Source organism: uncultured Aquimarina sp., assembly GCF_947495315.1.
Classification (GTDB): domain Bacteria; phylum Bacteroidota; class Bacteroidia; order Flavobacteriales; family Flavobacteriaceae; genus Aquimarina.
Map to the genome: position 1 here is coordinate 305,110 of NZ_CANLYD010000006.1, position 13,585 is coordinate 318,694.

A 13,585-nucleotide genomic window follows, 5' to 3' on the forward strand; every position below is an offset into this window, starting at 1 on the left:
TTGTATTTCGTTGAAAACCTCTTCTAACGATTAAACTTTTCAATGTTTTTATAGTCATTAATATGTAGTTCAAAATCTATAGATTATGAAACCAAACATATTAAGAACAGTAACACTATTCGGTATGATTGTGTTTTTTGGAATTATAAGTATACATCCAGAATACAATCAAACTGAACAGGAAAACACTTCAATATACCGACTATTAATTGATGATACCACCTTCAATATTATAGAAGCTAAAGTGTCTTTTATCAATGATATAAGATCAATTCATCGAGTTTGGTTCTTAATTGTTATGAGTATACTATTAATTGCTGTACTAATACGGATATCAATATTCCCTAAAATAGAACCATTATCATCAAACACCTAAAATACTATGAAAAATATATTCTTAACCCTCTTATGTTTATCCTTTGTAAATATTATAACGGCTGATCCTCTAATTGCTAATAGTCCTATAGATACTACAACAGTAGTTTCTAATACGGAATCATATTCTGTATATCAGGATAATACACATATTTACCTAACTATAAATACAATAGATCCCAAAATAGCTACCTCTATATTACGTCAAGGAGTAACAATTTATTTTGATGTAAAAGGAAGAAAGAAAAAGAACGTATCCATAACGTATCCAATTATAAAAAATCAAAGACCACCTAGAAGAAATGAAGATGAATCTCAGGAAATGAGGCGTCCCAAAGAAGATAGTAGTTTAATGAAACAAATAGATCATATGCTACAGAATGATCCCCCACAGAAGGCATTGTATACATATTATGATAGTATTAAAGAATTTAATACACTTCTTAATAATGATGGAATCTCTATAAACATAGACTTAGATAATAAAAAAAACAGCCTAATATACAGTTTGAAAATACCAAAATTAAAAATTAATAATGATACAGACATTGATCTGAATAAATTAACCATAGGTGTTAAAACGCCAGAAATGTCAAGAAACAAACCAGAAGAAGCTAGACCATCTAATCCACAACAGTCGGGAAGAGGTGGAGGTAGAGGTGGAGGTAGAGGTGGACCTCCAAGAGGTGGTGGATCACAGGGACGATCTGGTAACGGTCCTTCAGGAAATCAAGGAAGGGCACAATCTTCTGATATATTATTAGATTTTTGGTTTAAAGCAAAATTAAAATAATTAGATAAGATAAATAGACACATGCAGAAGGTAAGATATAAGATTTCTGATGCAGTTAATGATGTTTACCTAACTTCTAATTGATTTTGTGTTAAATATGCTCTTTTAGAGTTTTTATTAATTAGTTAGTTTTTTGAGATAAGCTTCGTAAATAATTACGGAGCTTATTGATTTGATAAAATACCAGCTTAAGGCATATTATAGGTTAACGGAATTATCATTTCAATTGGTTTTCTTTATTATTTACATTCTATAATTTCTAGTCTTTTTTTAAGTATATTTCCTTTACTCATATTTTGTGTTTTATAAGCGAAAAGGTTTTGTTATTTGTGATTATTACAAATTAGGTTATCTATTGGATTCTATATTTGTTTTAGTAAATAATATAAACAATCACGAGTATATGAAGTTAAAGAATAATACATCCGTTTTAAAGTTTTTTTTAGTCCTATTGATTTTATCTGGTTGTGCAGATCCATCATTAGATGGAGAATACATAACAAATGATTGCGATGCGATATTTGAGTTAGATACAACCAGAGGAGACGTTATACTAACATCACAAGAAGAAATAAATAATTGGAGTCAAGATGTAGATCAAATTAAAGGCAGTTTATATATCGGAAAATGTTTTGTTGATGATCCAACAAGTAATGATATAGTAAATCTTAATACTTTAAGTACTATTAAAAAGGTCGAAGGAGATGTTATTCTTATTAGTAATCCTCTTACTTCTCTTGAAGGATTAGAAAATCTTGAACATATTGGAGGTGATTTAATATTAAATAGTAATGGAAGTCTAAAATCACTACAAGGATTACAAAACCTAAAACAGATAGATGGAACTCTGAAACTTTCGGGAATGTATCAACTGGAAAATATAGATGATTTAAGCAGTGTTAAAACTCTGGGAGGAGGTTTAGATTTTTGGTTAAATTCAAGTCTTAAAAACATTGATGGATTAGCTCAGGTAAATTCCTTTGGAGGATATATTTCGATCATATTTAACGAAGCACTTACCAATATAAAAGGTTTGGGAAATACTGACGCTTATACTTTGGATTATGTGAATATAGAACATAATCCAGAGCTTACCACATTAGATGGATTAGAAGGACTAGAAAATATAAATTCAGATGTCGTTGGGGGGATCTCAGAACAAGGGTCATTGCTAATTAGTAGTAACCCCAAATTAGAAGAGGTTAATGCATTGAGTAATCTTATATCCGTTCAAAAAGATGTAGATATCAGAAAAAATGATATACTAAAAGATATCGAAGGATGCTCTAGTATTACAGAAGTTGGTGCACGTTTATGGGTGCTAGAAAACCCAGCATTAGCTACTATAGATGGATTACGAAATGTTACTAAAGTTTCAGGAAGTTTTACAATATATGATAATGATGTAATAACTGATCTCGAAGGCTTACATTCGCTTTTGCAGGTTGATTCATTCCTTATCGTTTCTAACAATGATAACCTTACGAATCTTTGTGGGTTATCTAATTTAATACAATCCGAAAATGGTTTAAACATTGGATTGGCAGCTAATGATATACCATTTTTTGAGATAAAAGAAAATAGTTTTAATCCTACAAGAGAAAATCTGGAAAACAATATTTGTAGTGAATAAAAATTTGGGTTGTAAATAAATGATTTAGCTGATATGTGAGCCTTTCATATAATACTTAAGAAAGTGGGGCATATCAGCTAAATTATTTAATCTTCATAACATAATATACTCTGACGGAATTATCATTTCGACATATTTTGTCTAATACTTACTATTACTTCGTGCTATAATTTTTAAAAACTAATAGCATGTTCAAAAAATATCGAATTCTTAAATGGAGTATAATCTCTATTCTATCTATTGTTCTTTCACTTTTTATTTTTGGTTGGTGGTTTATGGGTTTATTACCATCTTCAGAAAATAGAAAGGATATAATTATTACCCAAATATCAGATTTACCATATCTTTCGAAAAATACTATTCCAAAACGTGGGAAGATTTTGATAATCGTTACCAGTACAGCTACTATGGGTAATACTGATAAAAGTACGGGCTATGAATTAACCGAATTGTCACGGGCATATTACGTTTTTCAGGCTAATGGTTTTGAGGTAGATATTGCCAGTCCATTAGGTGGAGAACCACCTGTAGTAATTGATGACGAAGATATGGGCCCCTACGATTTTGCTTTCTTAAATGATAGTTTGGCTCAATATAAAGCGAAGCATACTATTCCGGTTCAGGATATTAATTCCGAATTGTATGAAGCCGTATTCTTTGCGGGAGGAAAGGGGGCTATGTTTGATTTCCCAGAAAATACTTCCATTCAGTCTATTGTTAGAAACTTGTATCAGTCTGATAAGGTTATCGGAGCGGTATGTCACGGACCTGCAGCACTAGTAAATGTAACTCTTGATAATGGTCGTCCATTACTGGAGAACAAAAAAGTGAGCGGTTTCACTAACGATGAAGAATTATTATTAATTTCGGATGCAAAAAATATATTTCCTTTTCTATTACAAGATGAGTTAGAAGCTCAAGGAGGGATTTTTAATGAGGGTACTATGTATTTGGAAAATATAAGTCAGGAGAATAATTTGGTAACTGGTCAAAATCCTTGGTCCACCTGGAAATTAGCAGAAACTATGATCACTCAATTGGGATACGCACCAAAATACAGAGAAATCACAGCAGAAGAAAATGCAGTAAAAGTTTTGAAGGTATATGAAGCAGAGGGATCTGACGAAGCCAAAGAATTAATAAATCGAATGATTTCTATAGATACCATACCTATGGACAGAATACTAATAGCAAAACACGGTATTATAGCGGCCATGCAGGGTAAAATTGGAAAGTTTTTTAGCTTAGTTGGGTTGACATCTTATGCAAAGAGCATATCAAAAGATCAGGGAAATTAAAAGAATAAAAAGATATTATTGCTAAACAGAAAGTATAAATTCTTCTATGAGTTTATACTTTCTTGGAATATCAAATATCCCTACATTTGGAAAAATTAGTCTATTGAGCTTTTTAGATATATTATTGGTGATTATTAGCAGTGCTGGACTTTTACACGGAGTACTTTTTGCCTGTTATTTAGTCGTTTTCAAAAAGAAAAAGACATTAACCAATCGTTTACTTGGATTGATCCTCGTATTTATGGCTTTTCGAATAGGAAAATCAGTAATGCTCAATTTTGGTGATGGTCTAGAACCTATTTTTATTTTTATAGGATTGGCTTTTCTTTTATTAATTGGACCATTATTTAGATGGTATGTTTTAGGAATGACCTCTCCAAATTTTAAACTTCCGAAATACTATTACTTAGAAATTATTCCTTTTGTTTTGATTTTCACCTCTAGTCTTTTTGTTACCAAAGAATGGTATGAAAACAGTAAACTGGTCATTGTCATTTTTGGAAGTGGTCTTTTATTTATATATCTGCATTTAGTCTTTTATATAATGTTTAGTTGGTGGATCTTAAAAAAAACAAAGCAACAATATCGGCAAACCTTACAAACAAAATCCCAGAAAGCTATATTTAGTTGGTTAGCTTTCCTTATTGCTGGTTTTATAGTTATCTGGATAACCTATGTGCTAAACATTTTAGATGAAACTGTACCATATATTGTTGGACCCATTTTATATTCTGTAATCATTTATTTTTTAAGTTATAAGGCATTTCAATTAAAAGCTACGGATCTGGATGGAGATGTATTTAGTACAAATGATAATAATCTTTTATTTGATCAGATTTCAAAACTAGTTACGGATACAAAATTATATCTCGAACCAGATGTTTCTTTAGTAAAGCTTAGTAAACTGTTAGGAAAAAGCACACAAATTACTTCGTCGGTTATCAATCAATATGCTAAACGAAATTTTAATGATTTTATTAATCATTACCGTGTTCAGGAAGCTAAGAAATTACTTTCTACTATAGAAGGTGATAAATATACTATTTCGGCTATCGCCTTTGATATAGGCTTTAGCAGCCTTTCTTCTTTTAACAGTGCATTTAAGAAGTTTGAAGGAATGACTCCATCTAAATACAGAAAAGACAAAGCTTAGCTTCAGTGATTTACGCAAATAAGGACAGGTTTTTTATAATAAATTGAAAATAAGTTAATTAATATGTTGTATATCGAAAAAAAGGGGTCACTTTTGCACTTTAAAAACAATATTTTAATTTAATTACATTACAATGAATAAAGGAACAGTAAAATTCTTCAATGACGCTAAAGGTTTTGGATTTATCACTGAAGAAGGTGCTAACAAAGATCACTTTGTACACATTTCTGGATTAGTAGACGAAGTTCGTGAAGGCGATACTGTAGAATTTGATCTACAAGAAGGAAACAAAGGATTAAACGCAGTGAACGTAAAAGTTATCTAATACATACATATACTTTCAAGTTTAATGAAAAGCCCATCAATATTGATGGGCTTTTTTTATGATCTTATTCCTTCAATTGTAATTCCTTTAATTTTAGGAAAATATCAATAGCTTCTTTTTGTTGCGCCGTATGAGGTCATTACGATCGACTTTTATCCATGAGACCCCAAAAATTAAAAGTTTTGATAGGACGCCCCAAGATTGGCTTCATACAAAAATTGACAAAATGCTACGGAAGCTAGAAAATCAATAGCATGTATTTACAAATATTTGTCAATCGTACAACTCCAAAAAAAAAAGCATTAATGATAATCCTAAGCTTAAAATCAACCTAGCTTACCTGATATATGTCATTGACTCATAATTAGATAGATAGTAGCTTTGATCTTCGAACTATTGATCTAATTAATTATGAAAAATAAAGTAATTGTCTTAGGTATATTCACTTTCTGCATTTTTTTATCGGCTAAAGTTTTTGCCCAGACCGAACAAACCGAAAAGCAAAAAGTTGATCGCCCACATACCATAGGAAGTATTCTGAGGGTTATTGCCAATGCTTTAGACGATCCTGATCATTTCTACAATCTAAGTTATGGGTGCCAATTCACAGAAAAAGACAACATAATAGTGGATTTATCAACTTGGACTTATGACGAACCTTTAGGTGAATATGGGGCTGCGGATGAATTCTATCCAGGTGATGTAAAGGCATTCGGTATTGGATTTGGGTATCAACGATTCCTCTGGAAGAAATCATTTGCAACAATACATGCGACCAACTTTCTGCAGAAATTCCGTGATGCAGAAGGTGAAAAAATCCAAACTGGGTATCAGTTATATCTTCAACTTATTGTAGGCTACCATTTTGAATTCTTTAAAAAACGTTGGTATGTAGAACCTGCTTATTCGTTTAGATATTAGCCTATTAATACTAATTTTCCCGAAGCTTTTGCGGCAATTGAAAGAGGAAAAAATAATTATATAATAGAGCCTAGTCTAAATTTTGGCCTTAGATTTTGATAACCAAATTACGTACTGAATAATTAAAGCAAAATACAATTATTATGAAAAAATCATTTTTAACAAGCTTGATTCTTCTTGCAACTATCTTTAGTATATCGGCACAAAACGAATCAGGTAATACACAACCTAGGTTTGAAGTTAAAGTAATTACCAGTGTAGAATCTATAGTTCCCCTTGGATTAGGTCGCTCGCGCCTTATTTCTTCAAATGTAGCTCGTGATTATAAGGAATTCTCATCTGAACAAACGGAAGAAGATAACACCCGAAACAAATCGAAACGATATCCGTGTTAAGGATTTTGAAGAAACAAAACTATTGAACTTCTATAACATAGCAGGTATACGTTTTCAAAATATTGCTGCCAATGACGCCGTAATATCCTCAAAGTTAACAGCTATGTTAGTAGGTGGATGGGATTTGATATTTGTCACCAGTGCCGTAGAAACTGATGCTGGAGAAAAAGATGGACAAGGTATATTTATAACACGCTATATTTTTAAAAGGCGGCTATAATAACATTCTGAAATATGGGAATTGAAAACTTTAAATCATCAATCCTCTATTCAACGAAAAGGAATTAACATGAATTTTTTTCTCTCTAACATATCGTCAAGAAAAGCTGCAATAGTTGTAGGGATTGCATTTATTACCTCTGTTTTTATCGTAACCTTAGTTGATGATTTTCTCTTGGCAAATTTTGTTGTGCCTGGAGATACTGAAGCTTTGGCCAGAGATATAGAGGCTAATAAGAAGCTGTTTGGTTTTGCGGTTATTGGCTATCTACTTGTACTTGTCTTAGATTCTATTATTGGTCTCGCACTTTATGTAGTTCTTAAGCCAGCCAATAAAAACCTAGCATCGGTTACCGGAGCGCTTAGGCTGCTATATGCTTTTTCATTGATAATTGGACTATTTGCTTTGGTTTTTCAAATTATTGATGTTTATAGCTATGAGTCTATAAAACTTTTTGGATACCTGTTTTTTGCGTTGCACATCCTTGTGCTTGGTTATTCGGTTTTCAAGTCTGGATATATACCTAAAAGCCTTGGTGTATTATTAATGTTTGCATCGTTCACATACGTTGTTTTTTTTGTAGAAATAAACCTACCTAAAACAATCAAGGTAAGTATTATGGTGATTATGGCTCTTGCGGAACTTTTACTTAGTATATGGCTTGTAGCGAAAAGAAAGAAACTACCTTAAAAATTAGATATTATGGATTCAAATAAGCGTATAGCCAAAATTGTCGGAATATTATTTATAACTGCTACGGTTGCTTCTTCACTGAGTATCTGGCTTACCGAACCCGTTATTGAAGCTACGAATTTGCTTGAGGCATTTTCTAATCAATCAAGTCAAATTTCAGGAGCAGCGATTCTCATGCTCATAGATGCTATATCTGTTGTATTTATCGCGATACTATTGTTCCCTATTCTTAAAAAGAAAAGTGAAAGTTTGGCCTTGGGATATGTTGCTATGCGAATCATGGAAGGTATTCTATTCGCAGCTTATGTTTCAGTATTGTTAGCTGTTTTGTTTATAAGCAAAGAATATTCAGCCAGCAATGTTCAAGACGCAAGTAACTTAAAACTTATAGGTCAATCTTTTTTGATTTTAGCAGAATGGACATTCGACATAGGACTCGGAATAGTTTTTACTATTTCAGCCCTTATATTGAATTACATATTATTCCGATTTGCACTCGTTCCTAGATGGTTGTCCGGTTGGGGTTTTCTTGGTGCACTTATAACAATGATCATAGTGCTATTGAAATTTTATGATATTCAAGTAGCCGAAGTTCTGGATTTTGTAATAGGAATACAAGAAATGGTTTTTGCAATATGGCTTATTATTAAAGGGTTTAATGAATCTGCAATGATTTCTGAACCTATCAAAACAGGTCACTAATTCTAAAAAATTGATGATGAAAAAATGTTTCAATTGCGATAAAAATGGTAAAAACATGTATGGCTATGCTATATGTGATTCCTGCAAGTCCAAATTACGGTTATTTACGAAGGATACCATAAAGAGATATTATTCTGAAAATCCTGAAAGTTTTCCTGAGGAAATTCAAAGAAGATTAGATGTTTTAGATAAAGATTATATCAAAAAGAGAATGAAACTTCTTCATATTCAAGAACAACTGAAGAATAGTCAAATCTCATAGCAACCATATAGAACAAGATCTAAATAAAATGAATGCATCTTATCACCCTTTTAAGTCAGAAAAAGCAAAAGAGGAATATCTTGCTTTTTATGATGAACATGCTAAACTGTGGCCTGTTCTATCAAAAAACAAATATGTTGAAACTTCTTATGGTCAAACCTTTGTCCGAATAAGTGGTTCAGAGGATAAACCACCTTTAATTCTTTTGCCTGGGGATACTGAAAATTCACTGTCCTGGATTCCTCAGATAAAGGCGTTTTCAGCACATTATAGAACCTATGCTTTAGACAACATCTTTGATAATGGCCGTAGTATATATTCACGTCCTTTGAAAGAACCACAAGATTTTGTTAACTGGTTAGATGAATTGTTTAGCGCACTGTATTTGAAAAATGATATTAATCTCCTGGGATTCTCATACGGTGGATGGCAAACAAGTATGTATGCCCTTGCACATCCCGAAAGGCTTCATAAAGTTATACTTATTTCTCCCTCATCAACAGTGATGCAACCAAGAGTTAGGTACTTGATACTTGCCATAACTACTCATTTCTTCCCAATTTATTTTTTTGCAAAAAGACTAGTGTATTGGGAAAGGAAATGTTTGGTAAAACAAGGAGAAGCCGGTCGGGCTATTGCGGATCAAATGATTGAGGAGGTTGTATTGGCTGGGAAATGTTTTAAAAAAAGAAAATTTGTCAATTCGACTCTTTTGTCGGATGATGATTTGCAAAAACTTAAAATCCCCGTATTGTACCTCATTGGGGATAAAGAAGTGTTATACGCTCCTAGTAAAGTGGTTCAACGTCTTAATAATGTAGCACCTCAAATAAAAACAATTAGTATTCCTGATGCTAGCCATGATATAACGCATTCGCAAGCAGCGATAGTAAATAAAAAGATTTTCGATTTTTTACAAGAGGAATACGGTTTATAAACAAGCCAGCCAATATTATTTTTCAAAGGGAAAAGTTCGAATGATAAAAATCATTGTTTAATAAAATTTTCAATTCTAACTTTCTGAAAAGTATAGAAATCATGAAAAAATTTGTAACAATCTTATTTATTCTGATAATAAACTTTTCTTATTGTCAGACAAAAGATCCATCAACTAACAGCACAACTATAGGTTTTGAGCTAGATGCATTACCATATATTACCGGAGGATATTACGGCTCGGTTTGGGTTGGTCATAATCATTTTAGATACAGAGCGGTAATTGCAAAAGCAGAAACGCCAGACTTTATTTTAGAAGATGGTTTTACCAATAATGAAATTAAAGCTTATGCAGCTATTGTAGATTACTTTTTTAAACCTGACTTAAAAGGTTGGTGGATAGGAACTGGCTTAGAGTATTGGGATGCCAGTATACAAACGGATGCAGAGATAAATACAGTAGAATACAACAACACAGTATTTACTTTAGGTGGAGGTTATGTTTGGAAGTTTTATAAAAATTTCTATTTGAACCCTTGGGTTGCTGGGCATTTAAGAATAGCTGGAGATAAAGACGTCATAGTAGATCAAAAGACGTTTGAAACCAAACTATTTATCCCTGAAGTATCCTTAAAATTAGGCTGGCATTTCTAATAATAGACGATAAATCATGAAAAGAAGAAAGTTTATTACTCTTGCGGGAGCAGGAACTATTGTTATTGGTGGATCGGTGTATTTTTTAAACAACAACTATCAGAATAATAAATACGAAGATAGAATTAATGAGATATGGAGTCATTCAACCAAATTTTCTGGATCGAATAATGAAGTGATGAAAGAATTGGTAAGATATGCCACTTTAGCAGCTAATAGCCATAATACACAGCCTTGGTTATTCAAAATAGGGAACCGTAGTATCAGTATATCTCCCGATTTTAGTCGCAGATGTCCGGTGGTCGACCCAGACGATCATCATGTATATGCAAGTCTTGGTTGTGCTACAGAAAACATTGTACACGCAGCTAAAGCCTTTGGATTGAAGGCCAACGTTAGCGTTCAAAATAAGATGATTGAAGTAGATTTTGAGCCCATATCAATTAAGAAAACCGAATTGTTTCAGGCCATACCCAAAAGACAATGTACAAAAGTTACATATGATGGAAAGAAAGTAGCTGGAAATGAGCTAAAGATATTGGAAATGTCCGCTCAAGATGAAGGGATATCCACGCAACTATTTACTGATAAAAAGGATATGGAAACCATCCTGGAATATTTAGTTGAAGGAAACAGTGCTCAAATGAGAGATAAAGCTTTTGTAAAAGAACTCAAAGATTGGATACGATTTAATCCTTCTGAAGCTATAAAATATAGCGATGGATTATATTCTGCAGTGTCTGGAAATCCTACCTCGCCATCCTGGCTAGGAAATTTCATCTTTAATATGGCTTTTACGGAAAAGTCGGAAAATGATAAATATATGGAACAAATGAGAAGCTCTGCAGGTGCGATAGCTTTTATTTCAGAACAAGATACTATTGAACACTGGATTAAAGCTGGAAGAAGTTATCAGCGTTTTGCCTTACAAGCTACAGCTTTAGGGTTAAAGCATGCCTTTATAAATCAACCTGTTGAAGTACCTCAAGTAAGAGCTCAATTTGCAGACTATTTGGGCATTGGAGAGCGCCGAACAGATTTACTGGTGCGTTTTGGGTATGGCCCTGAAATGCCAAAATCGCTACGTCGTCCTGTAAATGAAGTCATTATCTAAAATTACAAGTACCAATGTCGTTATGCGTAGAAAAACTAACATTCTAGGTGTCTTACAAGCTTTTGTGGGATTAGGTGCCATCTCTGCAGGACTTTTTTTGCTTATCGATCCTTCGGGAGAAAGTTTAGGATATCCCATAGAAATGCTTGAGCATTCACCATTCCGAGATTTCTTTATTCCGGGTCTTGTACTATTTACCGTCAACGGTCTCTTTCATATTCTGGGAGCTTGGGCTTCGTTTACTAAACAATGGTATGCTGGAAAACTCGGTTTAGGTCTTGGACTGTTTCTCGTGGCATGGATAATTATCCAGGTCTGTTTCATTCGAAGCACTCATTTCTTACATTTTTTGTATTTGGGCATTGGTATTATAGAGATAGTTATTGCTTCTAAAATTGGTTCAAGTCTAAAAAAAAAAATCAAGGCCCAAAGAAGCAACAGTATCCCAAAAGGATCTCTGATATCACAGAAATTTGATGACTTTCATTATTGCGATTCATTTTCGATAGTTATACAAAGTGATGATTCTATAGATACTATCACTACTGAAATTTTCAAAACGCCTAAATGGGCAGATTTACTTATGGGTATGAGAAATGCAATGTTTAGTCTTTTTGGTTTAGACAAAGGTGGTTATAAGGATCGTAGGTACATTGCAGATTATTATCCTGTGGGTTCTAGAGCAGTTTACTTTACTGTTATCGACAGAAACGATAATGAAATTGTCACTGCAGAGAATGATAAACATTTAGATTTTAGGATTTCTGTGTTTGAAAATGAAGAAGAACATAATAGAAGAATTCATTTAACGACTTTAGTAAAATATCATAATACCTTAGGACGCTTCTATTTTTTTATTATAAGAGCGTTTCACAGAAGAATAGTTGTTGGTTTGTTGAAAAGATTAATGAAGAAGTAAATGGTATACAGCGGTATAATCTTTATTATTATTGGTCTTGGATTGAGTCCATTTGTTTTTGTGCATAATTATAAAATGAACGACTCCATTTGGATTAGCCTCGGTATCATTCTGTCCATCACTATTCCATTCGTTATTGTAGGAGTTCTCTTTATCGTGAGTCATTTTCTTAAGAAAAAAGAATCCTATCACCCTTTTAAGTCAGAAAAAGCAAAAGAAGAATATCTTGATTTTTATGATGAACATGCTAAAATGTGGCCTGCTCCATCAAAAAATAAATATATTGAAACTTCTTATGGTCAAACCTTTGTCCGGATAAGTGGTCCAAAAGATAAACCACCTTTAATTCTTTTGCCTGGAGATACTGAAAATTCACTTTCTTGGATACCTTAGACAAAGGAGTTTTCGGAACATTATAAAACATATGCAATAGACTACATCTTTGATAACCTACTGTTTTAACGGATGATGATTTGCAAAAACTGAAAGCTCCTGTATTGTACCTTATTAGGGGTAAAGAAGTTTTGTATTCTCCTGATAAAGTTGTTCAGCGCCTTAATGATGTTGCACCTCAAATAAAAACAATAGTTATTCCTGATGCCAGCCATGATATAACTCATTCGCAAGCAGAGATAGTAAATAAAAAGATTCTTGCTTTTTTTAGCTTTTGACTGGTTAATGATCTTATTCTTTTAATTGCAGTTCCTTTAATTTTAGGAAAATATCGATAGCTTCTTTTTGTTGTTCTGTAATAACAGATTTATTTTTTGTACGGCTAGCGATTCCTGAAAGATTCTCCATAGATAATAATATGTGCCAGTTGGTGGCCATATCCAGATCGAAAATCTTAATAGCTTCAGGTTTATGAGAATCCAGAGAACTTTGGTGACAACTACCACAATGGGTAATGAGAACTGCTCTTGTAATTTTGGAATTCTCTTCAAATGTGCTCTTATCAGCGTTAACCGGACGTGGTTTTTCTTCTGAAGAAGTTATGTCTTTTTTTACATAAGAACTGTTTGTATCCTGAACACAATTGTGAACAGACAGTGCAACAAGGGCAAATACATATATCAATATATTATTGTAGCTAAACATCTCTATTTAAAAGAATTAAGATACAATATTCTATCTTAAACTATTCTTAATTAAGAACCATATTTTTATTAAAATACTGATTACAACAGAACGT

Annotated in this window: 18 protein-coding genes and 1 pseudogene; 17 read left to right on the top strand and 2 right to left on the bottom strand. The window is 32.7% G+C overall.

Translation table 11 applies throughout. The annotated features are described in order from the left end of the window. Nucleotides 1–85: 85 nt before the first annotated feature. The 15 genes and pseudogenes from Q0910_RS13280 to Q0910_RS13350 all read left to right on the top strand — a co-directional run bounded on the left by Q0910_RS13280 (nt 86) and on the right by Q0910_RS13350 (nt 12,393). Entirely contained in the window at nt 86–376 is a 291-nt protein-coding gene (locus Q0910_RS13280; RefSeq protein WP_299217287.1) for a hypothetical protein, read from the top strand. A 6-nt stretch (nt 377–382) separates the two neighbouring features. Continuing rightward, the gene (locus tag Q0910_RS13285) at nt 383–1,168 is read left to right on the top strand and encodes a hypothetical protein (protein ID WP_299217290.1); all 786 of its coding nucleotides are present in this window, start codon (nt 383–385) and stop codon (nt 1,166–1,168) included. 403 nt (nt 1,169–1,571) lie between these two features. Beyond that, nucleotides 1,572–2,801: a hypothetical protein gene (locus Q0910_RS13290; protein WP_299217293.1), complete on the top strand. Its 1,230-nt coding sequence runs from the start codon at nt 1,572–1,574 to the stop codon at nt 2,799–2,801. 188 nt (nt 2,802–2,989) lie between these two features. Next, nucleotides 2,990–4,099: a type 1 glutamine amidotransferase domain-containing protein gene (locus tag Q0910_RS13295; protein WP_299217296.1), complete on the top strand. Its 1,110-nt coding sequence runs from the start codon at nt 2,990–2,992 to the stop codon at nt 4,097–4,099. Nucleotides 4,100–4,145: 46 nt separating this feature from the next. Further along, nucleotides 4,146–5,252, top strand: a complete 1,107-nt coding sequence (locus tag Q0910_RS13300) for a helix-turn-helix domain-containing protein (RefSeq protein WP_299217298.1) — start codon at nt 4,146–4,148, stop codon at nt 5,250–5,252. A 133-nt stretch (nt 5,253–5,385) separates the two neighbouring features. Next, nucleotides 5,386–5,577: a cold shock domain-containing protein gene (locus Q0910_RS13305; protein ID WP_118456039.1), complete on the top strand. Its 192-nt coding sequence runs from the start codon at nt 5,386–5,388 to the stop codon at nt 5,575–5,577. Nucleotides 5,578–5,988: 411 nt separating this feature from the next. Further along, complete coding sequence (locus tag Q0910_RS13310) at nt 5,989–6,498, top strand: hypothetical protein (RefSeq protein WP_299217302.1); 510 nt, start codon at nt 5,989–5,991, stop codon at nt 6,496–6,498. A gap of 143 nt (nt 6,499–6,641) precedes the next feature. Then, nucleotides 6,642–7,113 (top strand): annotated as a pseudogene (locus tag Q0910_RS13315) (hypothetical protein). 69 nt (nt 7,114–7,182) lie between these two features. Further along, nucleotides 7,183–7,803 carry a DUF4386 domain-containing protein gene (locus Q0910_RS13320; protein WP_299217305.1) on the top strand — a complete coding sequence of 207 codons (621 nt, stop codon included), beginning with the start codon at nt 7,183–7,185 and terminating at the stop codon, nt 7,801–7,803. Between the two features lie 12 nt (nt 7,804–7,815). Next, complete coding sequence (locus tag Q0910_RS13325; protein WP_299217307.1) at nt 7,816–8,508, top strand: DUF4386 domain-containing protein; 693 nt, start codon at nt 7,816–7,818, stop codon at nt 8,506–8,508. 16 nt (nt 8,509–8,524) lie between these two features. After that, nucleotides 8,525–8,770: a hypothetical protein gene (locus tag Q0910_RS13330; RefSeq protein ID WP_299217310.1), complete on the top strand. Its 246-nt coding sequence runs from the start codon at nt 8,525–8,527 to the stop codon at nt 8,768–8,770. Nucleotides 8,771–8,798: 28 nt separating this feature from the next. Continuing rightward, nucleotides 8,799–9,707, top strand: coding sequence for an alpha/beta hydrolase (locus Q0910_RS13335; RefSeq protein WP_299217314.1), 909 nt, complete (start codon nt 8,799–8,801; stop codon nt 9,705–9,707). 101 nt (nt 9,708–9,808) lie between these two features. Beyond that, a complete protein-coding gene (locus tag Q0910_RS13340; protein ID WP_299217316.1) occupies nt 9,809–10,360 on the top strand; it encodes a hypothetical protein in 552 nt (183 codons plus the stop codon). A 16-nt stretch (nt 10,361–10,376) separates the two neighbouring features. After that, a complete protein-coding gene (locus tag Q0910_RS13345; protein ID WP_299217319.1) occupies nt 10,377–11,474 on the top strand; it encodes a hypothetical protein in 1,098 nt (365 codons plus the stop codon). Then, the gene (locus Q0910_RS13350) at nt 11,458–12,393 is read left to right on the top strand and encodes a DUF2867 domain-containing protein (RefSeq protein ID WP_299217322.1); all 936 of its coding nucleotides are present in this window, start codon (nt 11,458–11,460) and stop codon (nt 12,391–12,393) included. Before Q0910_RS13345 ends, Q0910_RS13350 begins: the two co-directional genes overlap by 17 nt. Here Q0910_RS13350 and Q0910_RS13355 read toward each other — a convergent pair. After that, nucleotides 12,379–12,558, bottom strand: a complete 180-nt coding sequence (locus tag Q0910_RS13355; RefSeq protein WP_299217325.1) for a hypothetical protein — start codon at nt 12,556–12,558, stop codon at nt 12,379–12,381. The two genes, Q0910_RS13350 and Q0910_RS13355, sit on opposite strands and share 15 nt — an antisense overlap. Here Q0910_RS13355 and Q0910_RS13360 point away from each other — a divergent pair. Both Q0910_RS13360 and Q0910_RS13365 read left to right on the top strand, forming a co-directional pair. Continuing rightward, on the top strand, nt 12,550–12,786 hold the full coding sequence (locus Q0910_RS13360) for a hypothetical protein (protein ID WP_299217328.1): 237 nt from the start codon (nt 12,550–12,552) through the stop codon (nt 12,784–12,786). The genes Q0910_RS13355 and Q0910_RS13360 overlap by 9 nt on opposite strands. An 80-nt stretch (nt 12,787–12,866) precedes the next feature. Continuing rightward, entirely contained in the window at nt 12,867–13,064 is a 198-nt protein-coding gene (locus Q0910_RS13365) for an alpha/beta hydrolase (RefSeq protein ID WP_299217332.1), read from the top strand. Nucleotides 13,065–13,077: 13 nt separating this feature from the next. Here the strand turns inward: Q0910_RS13365 and Q0910_RS13370 are convergent, their stop codons facing one another. Further along, complete coding sequence (locus Q0910_RS13370; protein ID WP_299217336.1) at nt 13,078–13,491, bottom strand: hypothetical protein; 414 nt, start codon at nt 13,489–13,491, stop codon at nt 13,078–13,080. Nucleotides 13,492–13,585: the final 94 nt, after the last annotated feature.

Coding starts and splice junctions, on each gene's coding strand:
- Q0910_RS13325 (WP_299217307.1), top strand. CDS start 7,816: ATGGATTCAAATAAGCGTATAGCCAAAATTGTCGGAATATTATTTATA.
- Q0910_RS13295 (WP_299217296.1), top strand. CDS start 2,990: ATGTTCAAAAAATATCGAATTCTTAAATGGAGTATAATCTCTATTCTA.
- Q0910_RS13300 (WP_299217298.1), top strand. CDS start 4,146: ATGAGTTTATACTTTCTTGGAATATCAAATATCCCTACATTTGGAAAA.
- Q0910_RS13280 (WP_299217287.1), top strand. CDS start 86: ATGAAACCAAACATATTAAGAACAGTAACACTATTCGGTATGATTGTG.
- Q0910_RS13305 (WP_118456039.1), top strand. CDS start 5,386: ATGAATAAAGGAACAGTAAAATTCTTCAATGACGCTAAAGGTTTTGGA.
- Q0910_RS13340 (WP_299217316.1), top strand. CDS start 9,809: ATGAAAAAATTTGTAACAATCTTATTTATTCTGATAATAAACTTTTCT.
- Q0910_RS13285 (WP_299217290.1), top strand. CDS start 383: ATGAAAAATATATTCTTAACCCTCTTATGTTTATCCTTTGTAAATATT.
- Q0910_RS13350 (WP_299217322.1), top strand. CDS start 11,458: ATGAAGTCATTATCTAAAATTACAAGTACCAATGTCGTTATGCGTAGA.
- Q0910_RS13335 (WP_299217314.1), top strand. CDS start 8,799: ATGAATGCATCTTATCACCCTTTTAAGTCAGAAAAAGCAAAAGAGGAA.
- Q0910_RS13320 (WP_299217305.1), top strand. CDS start 7,183: ATGAATTTTTTTCTCTCTAACATATCGTCAAGAAAAGCTGCAATAGTT.
- Q0910_RS13310 (WP_299217302.1), top strand. CDS start 5,989: ATGAAAAATAAAGTAATTGTCTTAGGTATATTCACTTTCTGCATTTTT.
- Q0910_RS13355 (WP_299217325.1), bottom strand. CDS start 12,558: ATGACTCACGATAAAGAGAACTCCTACAATAACGAATGGAATAGTGAT.
- Q0910_RS13290 (WP_299217293.1), top strand. CDS start 1,572: ATGAAGTTAAAGAATAATACATCCGTTTTAAAGTTTTTTTTAGTCCTA.
- Q0910_RS13370 (WP_299217336.1), bottom strand. CDS start 13,491: ATGTTTAGCTACAATAATATATTGATATATGTATTTGCCCTTGTTGCA.
- Q0910_RS13345 (WP_299217319.1), top strand. CDS start 10,377: ATGAAAAGAAGAAAGTTTATTACTCTTGCGGGAGCAGGAACTATTGTT.
- Q0910_RS13330 (WP_299217310.1), top strand. CDS start 8,525: ATGAAAAAATGTTTCAATTGCGATAAAAATGGTAAAAACATGTATGGC.